Annotated in this window: 10 protein-coding genes; 5 read left to right on the forward strand and 5 right to left on the reverse strand. The window is 52.7% G+C overall.

All coding sequences use genetic code 11. From position 1 onward, the window contains the following. Positions 1-114 precede the first annotated feature (114 nt). Entirely contained in the window at positions 115-1,140 is a 1,026-nt protein-coding gene (locus R3I13_RS24470; protein WP_346320621.1) for a histidine kinase, read from the forward strand. 17 nt (positions 1,141-1,157) lie between these two features. Continuing rightward, entirely contained in the window at positions 1,158-1,850 is a 693-nt protein-coding gene (locus R3I13_RS24475) for a LytTR family DNA-binding domain-containing protein (protein WP_346320622.1), read from the forward strand. A 60-nt stretch (positions 1,851-1,910) separates the two neighbouring features. On the opposite strand, the gene R3I13_RS24480 is transcribed toward R3I13_RS24475, so the two are convergent. Continuing rightward, positions 1,911-2,060, reverse strand: a complete 150-nt coding sequence (locus R3I13_RS24480) for a hypothetical protein (RefSeq protein WP_346320623.1) — start codon at positions 2,058-2,060, stop codon at positions 1,911-1,913. A gap of 275 nt (positions 2,061-2,335) precedes the next feature. Between R3I13_RS24480 and R3I13_RS24485 the strand changes: the two genes are divergently transcribed. Next, a complete protein-coding gene (locus R3I13_RS24485; protein WP_346320624.1) occupies positions 2,336-3,370 on the forward strand; it encodes a rhodanese-related sulfurtransferase in 1,035 nt (344 codons plus the stop codon). A gap of 71 nt (positions 3,371-3,441) precedes the next feature. Here the strand turns inward: R3I13_RS24485 and R3I13_RS24490 are convergent, their stop codons facing one another. The 4 genes from R3I13_RS24490 to R3I13_RS24505 all read right to left on the reverse strand — a co-directional run bounded on the left by R3I13_RS24490 (position 3,442) and on the right by R3I13_RS24505 (position 8,126). After that, positions 3,442-5,937 carry a DUF5686 and carboxypeptidase regulatory-like domain-containing protein gene (locus R3I13_RS24490; protein WP_346320625.1) on the reverse strand — a complete coding sequence of 832 codons (2,496 nt, stop codon included), beginning with the start codon at positions 5,935-5,937 and terminating at the stop codon, positions 3,442-3,444. A gap of 74 nt (positions 5,938-6,011) precedes the next feature. After that, complete coding sequence (locus R3I13_RS24495) at positions 6,012-6,365, reverse strand: hypothetical protein (protein ID WP_346320626.1); 354 nt, start codon at positions 6,363-6,365, stop codon at positions 6,012-6,014. 113 nt (positions 6,366-6,478) lie between these two features. Next, entirely contained in the window at positions 6,479-7,669 is a 1,191-nt protein-coding gene (locus R3I13_RS24500; protein WP_346320627.1) for an O-succinylhomoserine sulfhydrylase, read from the reverse strand. Between the two features lie 37 nt (positions 7,670-7,706). Beyond that, the gene (locus tag R3I13_RS24505) at positions 7,707-8,126 is read right to left on the reverse strand and encodes an OsmC family protein (RefSeq protein WP_346320628.1); all 420 of its coding nucleotides are present in this window, start codon (positions 8,124-8,126) and stop codon (positions 7,707-7,709) included. A gap of 162 nt (positions 8,127-8,288) precedes the next feature. On the opposite strand from R3I13_RS24505, the gene R3I13_RS24510 reads away from it, so the two are divergent. Both R3I13_RS24510 and R3I13_RS24515 read left to right on the forward strand, forming a co-directional pair. Continuing rightward, positions 8,289-9,398: an alpha/beta fold hydrolase gene (locus tag R3I13_RS24510; RefSeq protein ID WP_346320629.1), complete on the forward strand. Its 1,110-nt coding sequence runs from the start codon at positions 8,289-8,291 to the stop codon at positions 9,396-9,398. 252 nt (positions 9,399-9,650) lie between these two features. Further along, positions 9,651-12,491, forward strand: coding sequence for a TonB-dependent receptor (locus tag R3I13_RS24515; protein ID WP_346320630.1), 2,841 nt, complete (start codon positions 9,651-9,653; stop codon positions 12,489-12,491). The last annotated feature ends 26 nt before the right edge of the window (positions 12,492-12,517 follow it).

A 12,517-nucleotide genomic window follows, 5' to 3' on the forward strand; every position in this document is an offset into this window, starting at 1 on the left:
AACGGTTACTTTGCAGACCGTCGTTTTATTGGGAGGAAGCGCCCGTTCGTCAAGCCAAACCGGCTTTTCATGTAATCCAGGTATCCAGCAAATGCCGTACATTTAAATTACGGTATGAACCTCCTGAAAAAGATCTACAGCTGGCGGCTCCATCATATTTTGTTCTGGGTCGCTTTCTTTGTGGTGTGGATCACATTGCGGATAGACGATTACCCGGACCTCACGCCTACCGTACTGGCAGGGCTGCTGAAGGTGCTGTCGCTGGCGGGAGCGGTTTATTTCACCAATTACGTGCTGATCCCGAAATACCTTTACACTAAAAAATATGTCGCCTTTTTCTTCAGCTTTACCGCGCTGGTGGCGGTTACCGGCTTCATTGTCATCAAGGTGCTGAACCTGATACTCCTGCCCTACGCCTCCACCATCACCCACTGGCCCAATGCCACGCTCAATGCACAACTGTATGACGTATACATCCCCTTATTTTTTATGGTGGGCGCTGCGGCGGGTATTAAATTCTATATAGACCAGATCAGGACGCTGCACCGCCTGCAAAGCGCACTGCGCGCGGGCGCCGAGCAGGAACTGCAGTTCCTCCGCTCGCAGATCAACCCGCATTCGCTGTTCAATTCGCTTAATACCATTTATTTCCTCATAGATAAAGACAACCGCACTGCGCGGGACACGCTTATGCAGTTCTCCGAACTGCTGCGCTACCAGCTGTACGAATGCAATACCGAACGGGTAGACATCGGGCGGGAGATCCAGTACCTCCGCAGCTACGTGGCCATCCAGCGGCTGCGGCATGGAGAGCAGTACGACATTGTATTTGAGCACAGCCCTGCTGTGAAAGACTTTACCATAGCGCCGCTGCTGCTAATCCCTTTCGTGGAAAACGCCTTCAAGCACGTTTCGCACCGGTCCGCCAATTCCATCCATATTAATATGGAGCGGGAAAACGGGGAGTTCCGCTTCCGCGTGCACAATACCCGCGAGCCCAAACCCGCCACGGGCAATGGCGGCATCGGGCTGAGCAATGTGAAGCGCAGGCTGGAACTGCTGTACAACGGCAAACATTCACTGGTGATCCGCACGGAGCCGGACGCCTATTCAGTGACCTTAACGCTCCAGGTATTATGAACCTTTAAATTCCGCATATGAACCTCCGTTGCCTGGTAGTGGACGATGAGCCGCTGGCCCGCAAAGGGCTGAAGGAATACATTTCCGATGTCAGTTTCCTGGAATTGGCCGGGGAATGCGATTCCGCCGTAAAAGCGGCGGACCTGCTGCATAATGAGCAGGTAGATATCCTTTTCCTGGACATCCAGATGCCGCGCATGACCGGGCTGGAACTGCTGCGCACCCTGCCACAGCGCCCGCTGGTGATACTTACCACCGCCTATGCGGACTATGCCGTGGAAAGTTTTGAGCTGGATGTGTTCGATTATCTCCTGAAACCCGTTTCCTTCGAACGTTTCCTGAAAGCCGTGAACAAGGCCAAAGCCGCGCTGAAAAAGGAAACAGCGGAGTATTTCTTTATAAAATGCGATAACAAGCTGGAAAAGATCGCCCTGGCAGAGGTACTGTTTGCCGAGGCTTTGCAGAACTATGTGGCTATTCATACCCCGGCGCGGAAATACATTACTTACCTGACATTCAAAGGGGTGGAAGAATACCTCCCGGCAGACCGCTTCCTGAAGGTGCACAAATCGTTCATCGTGGCGCTGGACAAAATTGAAAGCATTGAAGGGAACGAGGTGATCATGGCCGGGCATCACATCCCCATCAGCCGCAACCTCAAAGACGAGGTGATGGAAAAAATACTGCACAACCGGTTTCTGAAAAGATAAAAAGCCGCCCGGCGCTTTGCCGGACAGCTTCTTTGCTTGCCAATGGCATAATAATGTCCGTCAATACCGGCTGCCTCTTCTCCTGCTTCTTGCTTCTGAACTTTTGGCTTTTTCGTTCTCATTCGCGTTTGCTCCGAAATGATAAGCTGCCAGCCGGTACAACCAAAGGGCAACAATGGCGGCGATCACGTAATACGTATACATATTCATATAGGTGCTTTTTAGGGTTACTGTTTTACTGTCCTCACGGGGGCCTTTCTCTGCTCTGATACCCTAATTTCCAAAAGCGTGCCATTTTTGTTAATGAGGGGCCGTATGGTGAACAACTATAAATGAATTAATTGATTTATGTGTTTTGATTTCCAGGACTTTTCTGCCCAGGGCAATCCTGCTCAAAAAAAATATCGTAAATTTGCGGGCGTCATAACACAGATGTGCTATGACAGGAATTTTGTTCCACCGGCGTTGGTCCTTAAAATTCAAACATGGTTTTACATAACAGGTTGTCCGCCACAGAGCTGAAGCAAAAGCTGGCGGAAGAAACATTCAAACGCGTTACTGTTTCCTTTTACCAGTACGCCAAAATTGCAGACCCCAAGGCATTCCGCGACGGGCTCTACCAGGCCCTCGACCAGCTCCGGGTCTTCGGACGGATATACGTAGCGCATGAGGGTATTAATGCACAGGTAAGCATCCCCGAACAACATTTTGAGGCGTTCCGGCAACACCTGGATTCCATCTCTTTCTTAAAAGGCATCCGCCTGAACATCGCCGTAGACGACAACGGCAAGTCTTTCTGGGTTTTAAAGATCAAAGTGCGGGACAAGATCGTGGCAGACGGTATCACCGATCCCACTTTCGACATGGGCAACCGCGGCCGCTACGTAAATGCCAAGGAGTTTAACCGCCTCACTGACGACCCGGACACCGTGGTGATAGACATGCGCAACCACTACGAATACGAGGTAGGCCATTTCGACAAAGCGCTGGAAGTGCCCTCCGATACCTTCCGCGAACAGCTGCCCATGGCGGTGGATATGATGAAGGACCAGAAAGAAAAGAACATCATCATGTACTGCACCGGCGGTATCCGTTGCGAAAAAGCCTCGGCTTATATGCTGCATGCCGGTTTCAAAAATGTATTCCACCTCGAAGGCGGGATCATTGAATATACGAACAAAGCGCGCGAGCTGGGCTTGCCCAATAAGTTCAGGGGCAAGAACTTCGTGTTCGACGACCGCCTGGGCGAGCGCATCTCCGACGATATCATCAGCCAGTGCCACCAATGCGGCGCGCCCTGTGATACGCATACCAACTGTGCCAACGAAGGCTGTCACCTGTTATTTATCCAATGCGAAAAATGCGCCGCGGCATACAATGGCTGTTGCAGCGCTGAATGTAAAGAAGTGCTGGCGCTGCCGGAAGAAACGCAGGCCGAGCTGCGGAAAGGGATCGATAAAGGCCTGATGCTGTTCAACAAACGCAGGCGCAGAAGAGATGCTTCTTTAAAGAAAGAATAAATTCAAGTTGAATGAAAATAAAAATGCCGGAGGCTGATATACAATCCCTCCGGCATTCCTTTTTTAAATACCTATTCAAATTTGAACGCCCCGCCGAGTATTCCCCCAAAACCTACCCTGATGCCGATGCGCGTATCCGCCTGGCTTTGGTAACCGGCCACCACATCCACCCTGATGGCTTTGAAGATATTCTCCAGCCCGGCAAATACTTCCACGTAGTTGTTATCCCTGTTCACATAGAAAGCGTTGGAGCCCGCTACCAGGTGCCATTTCAGCCGGTTAAACAGCGGGATGCGGTTGGTGAGCAATCCATTAAAGTGATGCTCCACGTTGGCAGTGCCGTACAATTTGGCCGTGGTGCTGTACTGGTAATACGGCGCCAGCTGGAAACTGTTCAGGTAGCGGATATTCAGGAAGGTCTGGTTGCCATTGAAGTGTTGCATATCGGGAATGCTCACTTTATTATCATTCAGGAAACCGCCTCCTGTGAAATGATAACGCAGCTCGCCGAACAATTTGAAATTCATGTTATCGCTCACGCCGATGTTCCATTTATCGAAGTCGGCATCCAGGAAACCTTTGCGGTAGCTGGCTGTGAAGGTGGGATACTTGCTGCCCATGCCTACCCTGCGGTTAGGGTATTCGATGAAGCGCTGCCCCGGCTGGAAGCTGACGCTGCCGCCCACGGTGATCACTTCCTCGCGGTTGAAGGGAATATTTGCCAGCTCCTGCGGATGGTTGGGCGTGAAGGTCTTTTTACTGTTCTTGAACAGCACAAAATCCTCCGCATTCTCCAACGGTATGCGGCTCTCGTAATTGGCGCTGATATTGAAGGAAACGGTGCGCTGGAAGTTGCGGTAAAAACTGAGACTGCCGAACCAGTTTTCATACAGCTTCATGTAATTCTCTTTCAGCAGCAGCGTGTATAACGAGTTCATAATGGGGCCGATCGGCTCGCCGCGGTTGAACTGGCTGATGCGTTTGCCGCCCGCGATGGTCCACGAGTTGCCGGTACCATATTCGCCCTGCCCGCTGCCGGCATAGGTAAACGACGTATAGGCGTTCAGGTGAGTATTGGTGAAACCGTAGCGGATATTGTTCTGCCATATCAGCGCTTTATTCTTCGGCAGGCTGAAAGTGACGCCTGGCGTGATATACAAAGAAGCGCCCTCCACTGTGTTGTAGCTCAGGCCTTTAATGAGCGAGCCCATATTGAAGCGGTGCGCCGCGATCGTCGTGTCTCTTCTGAAATACCAGGTATGCCCCCAGCCCTGGAGCAGCACATTCTCCAGTTTAACCGGCTGCGGTTTGCGCCTGAGGGAGTCCAGGTGATAGTTAGACCTGGCGGAATCACGGCGGGCTTTGGCAGTGCTGTCCTTCACGCGGTAATCCTTTTGTTCCTCTTCTTCCAATGGCACCGGGCGGATACTGTCCCAGTAATGGATCCCCCTGAACTCCGCATCCTTTTCATATTTCATGATCACTTTGTTGAAATATCCTTTCGGGAAAACGGGTTTCAGGTTATAATTGGAATAAACATTCACGGAGTTGGCCACCACATCGAAGCCGAAGAGCTTGGTGGCCACGTACACCACCTGGTCTTTGGTACGCCAAACCTCTGCATTCACCGGTACATGCGTTTGCCTGATCGCCAGCGTGTCCATCAGTTCCAATTGGTATTCCTTGGTAAGCATCAGGTCTGTGCTGTGAATGCGCCAGTCATCTTCCGTAATAAAAATGTAACCGGAAAACACCGGCTCATATTTGCGGCGGGGAATTACTTTTATCTTATTCACCAGTTTGTTATCATCCATGAAAGTGCCTTCCAGCCTGTATTTATAATAGAACAACGCGTTCTCTGAAATAGGCGAAATAAAGCCGCGCGGCCCCAGTTCGGAGGCCACGGCTTCCACGTTGTTGTCATAAAAACTGATGATGGTAGGGATGCTGAAACCCAGCCCTCCCCCGCTCTGCCTGCTGGAAACCACTTCCAGCTTGGTATCCGGCGCGCGGTAAGCGATCCGGGTAACGGATTCGGAAAGGGATACGATGCCTTTGCCGGTGGAATCGACCCCCACGTCGTCCGTATCGATCTTTTGCCCGAAAATGCGTTTGGGCATCTTGCGGAGCTTGGCCAGCATTTTAATGTATGATTCCACGGTGTAGTTCTTTACCTGGGACTGGTAAAAAGAACGTTTTTTAATAGCCTGGCGGATGATGGCGTAAGCAGGGTCTTCCCCGCCTGACCTGACCACCACTTCTTTTATCTGCAAGCTCAGGGGCTGCAGCACGAAATTCAGCTCCAGCGTGGTATTGCCGGCCTGTATGGACTTTTCTTCTTTGCGGTAGCCCATATATTGGCAAACGATCACGTGGCTGCCCTGCGGAACGTCCAGCTGGTAAAGGCCTTCAGCATTAGCCGTGGTGCCCTGCGTGGTGCCTTTGATCATCACGGTGGCAAAGGGAAGCATTTCGCCTTTGTTGTTGGCAATTTTGCCACGGATCAAAGTGGCTTGAGCGGGTAAGGTAAACAGGAATAAAATGGATAAGGGTAGATATTTCGTCATGTATCAAAAATAACAGATACAAACAAACGTCATAGGGTTAACGTATGTTTTAGGGCAATTTTAACAGAGTATCATTATTTGGATCTTTTCACCGGCCTTAAAACGCTGGCAGACAGGGCGCTTACGCCGCCTACGAGCCCGCCGATCACGCTGGTGATGAGGATCATGGCCAGGGGCAGGCCCGTTTTCAGGATCAGCTCGCTCATGCGGGTGGAGAGGATATGCCCGTTCCGCACATCTATCACCAGGGCCAGCACGCCCCAGAGCAGGAATACCGCGAGGAAACCGCTGCCGAAGGCGCGGCCGGGGGATTGCTGCCAGAAAAGGGCCACGATGAATGCCGCCAGGGCGATGCTCCACCAGTCCAGGAAGAGCCCGAGGATGTAACCGAGTATAACAGTGAGGATCAGAGCAAGTACAAAACGCATATGCGCAAATTAAAAAAGTGATGCAGGGTAATCAGGAAGAAAATTAAGGTATTCTTCGCAATTAACCCGCATCACTTCGTTGTGAAACGGTGAAATATATGGAACAACCGTGGTTATTTGCTGTTTTCCAGCGCCTGTTCTATGTCGTGGATGATATCGCTGATATGCTCCAGCCCTACGGAGATCCGGATCAGGCCGGGCGTGATGCCCACGTTCTGCCTTTCCGCTTCGCTCAGTTTCGCGTGGGTGGTGCTGGCCGGGTGGGAAGCGATGCTGCGGCTGTCGCCCAGGTTGGCCGTAAGGCTCAGCAGTTCCAGCTTGTCCAGGAAACGGCGGCCCCTTTCCAGCCCGCCTTTCAATTCAAAACAAACGATACCGCCGCCCGCGGTCATTTGTTTTTGGGCGATGGCATATTGCGGATGGCTGGGCAGGAAGGGATATTTCACCCATTCCAGGTTGCCATTGATTTCCAGCGCCTGCGCCAGTTTCAGCGCGCTGGCTGAATGGCGTTCCATGCGCACGTGCAGGGTTTCGAGGCTGCGGCTCAGTACCCAGGCGTTGAAAGGGCTCATGCTGGGACCCGTGCTGCGGCAAAAGGCATACACCTCGTCTACCAGTTCCTGGCGGCCCAATACGATTCCTCCCAGCACGCGGCCCTGCCCGTCGATCCACTTGGTGGCGGAATGCGTTACCAGGTCTACCCCCAGCGCAATAGGCTTTTGCAGGGCGGGCGTGGCAAAACAGTTGTCCACGTTCAGGATCACCTTGTGTTTTTTCGCGATCTGCGCCAGCGCTTCCAGGTCCACCAGGTCGAGCCCGGGATTGGAAGGCGTTTCCACGAAGATCATTTTTGTATTAGGCTTTATGAGGGCCTCAACGGTCTCAGGTTTGGTGAGATCGAAGTAAGAATGTTCAATTCCCCATTTGGGAAGGAATTTCGTGATCACCGTATGGGTGGAGCCGAAAATGGAAGATGAGCTCACCAGGTGGTCTCCCGTTTTGAGAAAAGCCATGAAGCTGGCGAACACGGCGCTCATGCCCGAAGCGGTGGCAAAGCCGGCTTCAGCGCCTTCCAGCGCGCGCATACGGTCTATGAACTCATCCACGGTAGGATTGCTGAAACGGGAGTAGATAAACGCGTCCGTTTCGTCCGCGAAAGCGGCGCGCATGGCTTCCGCATCGTCGTAACAAAAGCTGGAGGTAAGGTACAGCGGGCCGCTGTGCTCCATATGCGATGTCCTTTCAGATTGTATCCTGACGGCCTGCGTTTCCGCATGCCAGGTCGTTTTGTTCTCTCTCTTCATTGTATGGCTTAAGATCAGGCCTGGATCAGGCCTTAAATCATGAATTAAGTTTTACTTCCCAGGTAAGGCTGGTTTTACCCTGGCGAAGCGTTTCGGCAACGGAGCAATATTTGTTCATGGAGAGTTCCACGGCGCGGGCCGCTTTATCTGCATCAATATTGCCGCTGAGATGGAATATGACATGCGCTTTTTCCCAAAGGGACGGTTCTTTCCCCTTTTCGCGTTCGGCTTCTATTTCAATACGGAAATCCGTGATCTCCTGGCGCTGTTTCTTCAGGATCATCACCACGTCGATGGCGGAACAGCCACCGAGGCCCATGATCAACATCTGCATGGGGCGCACGCCGTTATTCTTGCCGCCGTTCTCCACGGAGGAATCCATTAATACCTTGTGGCCCTGCTCGTCCACCGCTTCCATGTTAAACCCGTCGTCTATACGTTTTAAAGCGATCTTCATATTTGATGCTGATATTTTATACAAAATTAGGAGTAAACCTGACAAACAAAGATAATTCTTTACCTGTAATAACAGTGAGGTGACAAATAGCGTTCGTAAAAGCGGATAGGAAAACCGGGAAGGGTTTTGTAAGTTTGGGAAATTTTTTGAATAGCGTTGTCAGTGCAGACCTATCATAGCAACCAGCCGTTTACATTGGAGTCCGGGGAGGTTTTACCCGGTATCGATATAGCTTTTCATACTTACGGCACCCTGAACAAACATGCCGATAATGTCGTATGGATCTGCCATGCACTGACCGCCAATTCGGACGTGGCGGACTGGTGGCAGGGTCTTGTCGGCGAAGGCCGCGTAATAGACCCTTCCAGGTATTTTATTGTCTGCGCCAATATCCTGGGTTCCTGCTACGGAAGCTCCGGGCCGCTTTCCGTGAACCGCTCCGCCGGATACCCTAAAAAGAAGAAGGACGCCGTGCTGCAGGAACTGCTCCCCGGGTACAATACCGCAGAGCTGAACGACGAAGGCGATACTTACGATGGCCAGCGCTGGTACCGCGATTTCCCGCAGGTCACCATCCGCGATATTGTGCATGCGCACATCCTGCTCCGCAAACATCTTAATATTGATCACATCCACCTGCTGGTAGGCGGCTCCATGGGCGGCTACCAAGTGCTGGAATGGGCGCTGATGGAGCCTGAGCGCATCGGCAGGCTGTTCCTGCTATGCACCGGTGCGGCAGAAAGCGCCTGGGGCATTGCCGTACATACTTCCCAGAGACTGGCCATTGAAGCAGACAGCACCTGGGAGCTGCCCCGCAAAGACGCCGGGGCGGCGGGCCTGAAGGCTGCAAGGGCCATTGGCATGCTCACTTACCGGAACTATCAAACCTTCATGGCCACCCAAACCGATCCCGATAAAGAAAAAACAGATCATTTCAGGGCATCCTCCTATATTGAATACCAGGGCGAAAAACTGGTGAAACGTTTTAACGCCCAGAGCTACTGGCTGCTCACCAAAGCGATGGACAGCCACAACATTGCCCGCGGCCGCCATGCCGATATAGCCACTACCCTGCGCCAGATAGAGCAGAAAACCCTGCTGATCGGCATTACCAGCGACATCCTCTGCCCGCCCGAAGAACAGCTCCTGCTGGCGGAGCATATGCACAATACCGTGTACCACGAGATCGATTCCCCCTACGGCCACGATGGCTTCCTGATCGAATTCGAAAAGATCGGGCGGATACTGGCTGCATTCCTGGAGCAGACTTAAGCCTTTTATCGTGAAGTTCTCCACCACCGCCATTCTGTGAGCGTACGGCATACGCTTTTTGCAACCGGCGCCAACGCATCAAGTATTAGCCTATTCTTTAATAGAAAAATTGTTGGTATTCTAAAAATTCCTTAACTTCTCTTCATAAAATACAACTGATCAACAACCAAAACCTGTACACGTTTAATCCTTAAAAACTCAACAATTACTTAATCCAAAAGACTGCCGATCCTATCATCAAATTCTCACTTTATGAAATTAACTCGACAAAAGCATGGGTGGCTCATTGCGTTGTTCCTGCTGCTTGCGCAATTAACTTATGGCCAAACCCAGCACACCATTTCCGGAACGGTTGTTAATTCATCCACCAGCCAGGCTATGCCGGGCGTAACCGTGTCCGTGAAAGGCGCGGCCACCGGGGCAGTCACCAACAACAACGGGGAATTTACCGTTAAAACTACCCGCTCCCTGCCATTGACGCTCGTGTTCACCTACGTAGGCTTCAAAACGCAGGAGATTACCGTGCAGGACGCATCCGCCAATGTGAACGTACAGCTGGCCTCCACCGAGATCCTCGGCCAGGAAGTGGTGGTATCCGCCAGCCGCGTAACAGAGAGCATCATGGAATCGCCCGTGTCCATCGAAAAGCTGAGCACCCGGGCGATCAAAGAAACCCCCACCCTCAGCTTCTACGACGCCATCACGAATTTCAAAGGCGTGGAAAGCAGCGTACAGAGCCTGACCTTCCGCTCCATCACCACCCGCGGCTTCAACGCCAACGGCAATACCCGCTTCAACCAGTTCATAGACGGGATGGACAACCAGGCCCCCGGCCTCAACTTCTCCGTGGGCAACATCGTAGGCATCTCCGATCTTGACGTGGAAAGCGTAGAACTCTTGCCCGGTGCGGCTTCCGCCCTTTATGGCGCGGGCGGCATCAACGGTACGCTGCTGATGACCAGCAAAAATCCGTATGACTACCAGGGCCTCAGCCTCCAGCTGAAAGCCGCCATGAATAACGTAGGCCCCTCCGCCAGGGGCTCCGCAGGCTTCATCCCGGAGATCAACGCCCGGTATGCCAAGTCCTTCGGCAAGTTCGCCTTCAAGGTAACTGTGGGTTACCTGCAGGCCAATGACTGGTGGGCAGCGGATTCCACCAACTTCGACCGCCTGAACCTCAGCAAAAAAGCAGGTTTCAATCATAATTCTGACCCGAACTACGATGGTGTAAACGTATATGGCGATGAGATCAATGCCAACATGCGCAGCGTGGCGCAATCCGCCGTGAATGTAGGCACCAACGCCTTCATCCAGCAATTCACCCAGATGGCGGGCCGGCCGCCTACCCAGGCAGAGATCCTTAATTTCCAGACCACCAACCCCAATGTAAGACCCTTTTTCCTGGGCCTGCAGGGCGGCGTTATTCCCAACCAGAGCGTATCCCGCACAGGTTACCGCGAGCAGGACCTTGTAGACTACGATACCAAAAGCCTCCGCACCGGCGCAGCATTCCACTACCGTTTCAATTCCGAGCTGGAAGCCATCGTGCAGGGCAACTGGGGTCAGGGTACCAGCGTGTACACCGGTACAGACAGGTATTCCCTGCGCAACTTCAACCTCGGCCAATATAAACTGGAACTGAAAGGCAAAAATTTCTTCCTGCGCGGCTATACCACGCAGGAACGTTCCGGCGAAGCCTACAATGCCACTGCGCTGGCTTCGCTCATCAACGAAGGCTGGAAGCCCAGCACCACATGGTTCCCGCAGTATGTGGGCAACTATGTAGGCGCGAGAGGCGCAGGCGCCAGCGATGCGGCGGCGCATGCCGCAGCAAGGGCCGCGGCGGACCAGGGACGTTTTATGCCAGGCTCCCCGCAGTTCCAGACAGCGAAGGATACCATTTCCAATAAGTACATTGGCGTGGGCGCAGGTAAGAACGGCGCGCGGTTCGACGATAAGACCAACCTCTACCATTACGAGGGCATGTATAATTTCAGCCATCTTATTAAGATATTCGAGCTGCAGGCCGGCGCTACCTACCGCCGCTACGACCTGAACTCCGGCGGCACCATCTTCGACGACGCCAACCGCGATATCAAGATAGATGAATACGGCGCGTTCCTCCAGGTAGGCAAAAAACTGGTGAACGACCGCATCAAACTGACGGCCTCTATGCGCTATGATAAGAACGAGAACTTCGAAGGCCGCTTCACGCCAAGGTTTGCAGGTGTGTTCACCGTAGCGAAAGACAACAATATCCGTCTCTCCTACCAGACCGGTTTCCGCAACCCCACCACACAAAACCAGTACATCGACCTGGAAGTGAGGGCCAACACCCGGCAGATAGGCGGCCTGCCGGAACTACTCAGCAAATACAACCTGTATAATAACAAAGGTTATACACAGGCCAGCTTCCAGCGTTTCCAGCAAACCGGCAACCCGGCGGACCTGCAGCAGTACACACCCACCGAATTCAAGCCGGAACGGGTACAGGCCTATGAAGTGGGCTACCGTGGCCTGATAAAGAACAGGTTGCTGATAGACGCTTATTATTATTACAACAGCTACAAAGACTTCATCAATACCATCGTGCTCATTCAAAGCTCCGACGGAACGCCCGCCGGGCTGGCCACGCCGAGGATATTCTCCACCGTGGACAATAACCCCGAGCAGGTAGTGACCCAGGGATGGGCGCTCGGCCTGGATTACGTGGTGGGCACCTGGAACATCAGCGGCAACATTTCCTACAACGATATGACGAAGAAACCCGTGAGCCTGTACAACGACTTCAATACCCCGAAATACCGCGCCAACCTTGGCTTTGGTAACCGGAACGTGTACAAGAACATCGGGTTCAACATCAGCTACCGCTGGCAGGATACTTACCTCTGGAATTCCACTTTCGCCGTGGGCGACATCCCCGCATTCAGCACGCTGGACGCGCAGATCAGCTACAGGATCCCGACCGCCAAGGCCACCATCAAGCTGGGCGGCTCCAACCTGCTGAATCACTATTACAACACCTCTTACGGCAACCCGATGATCGGCGGCATTTATTACATCAGCCTGACCTTCGACGAGCTGTTACGGTAGTCATTTTCTTTGCCATAATATATAAT

This window comes from Chitinophaga sp. YIM B06452 (genome assembly GCF_039655965.1).
Lineage (GTDB): Bacteria > Bacteroidota > Bacteroidia > Chitinophagales > Chitinophagaceae > Chitinophaga.

Bases quoted from the DNA above. Each gene is read 5' to 3' on its own strand.
- R3I13_RS24490 (WP_346320625.1), bottom strand. From the start codon at position 5,937: ATGACGAAATATCTACCCTTATCCATTTTATTCCTGTTTACCTTACCC.
- R3I13_RS24505 (WP_346320628.1), bottom strand. From the start codon at position 8,126: ATGAAGATCGCTTTAAAACGTATAGACGACGGGTTTAACATGGAAGCG.
- R3I13_RS24500 (WP_346320627.1), bottom strand. From the start codon at position 7,669: ATGAAGAGAGAGAACAAAACGACCTGGCATGCGGAAACGCAGGCCGTC.
- R3I13_RS24495 (WP_346320626.1), bottom strand. From the start codon at position 6,365: ATGCGTTTTGTACTTGCTCTGATCCTCACTGTTATACTCGGTTACATC.
- R3I13_RS24485 (WP_346320624.1), top strand. From the start codon at position 2,336: ATGGTTTTACATAACAGGTTGTCCGCCACAGAGCTGAAGCAAAAGCTG.
- R3I13_RS24515 (WP_346320630.1), top strand. From the start codon at position 9,651: ATGAAATTAACTCGACAAAAGCATGGGTGGCTCATTGCGTTGTTCCTG.
- R3I13_RS24475 (WP_346320622.1), top strand. From the start codon at position 1,158: ATGAACCTCCGTTGCCTGGTAGTGGACGATGAGCCGCTGGCCCGCAAA.
- R3I13_RS24470 (WP_346320621.1), top strand. From the start codon at position 115: ATGAACCTCCTGAAAAAGATCTACAGCTGGCGGCTCCATCATATTTTG.
- R3I13_RS24480 (WP_346320623.1), bottom strand. From the start codon at position 2,060: ATGAATATGTATACGTATTACGTGATCGCCGCCATTGTTGCCCTTTGG.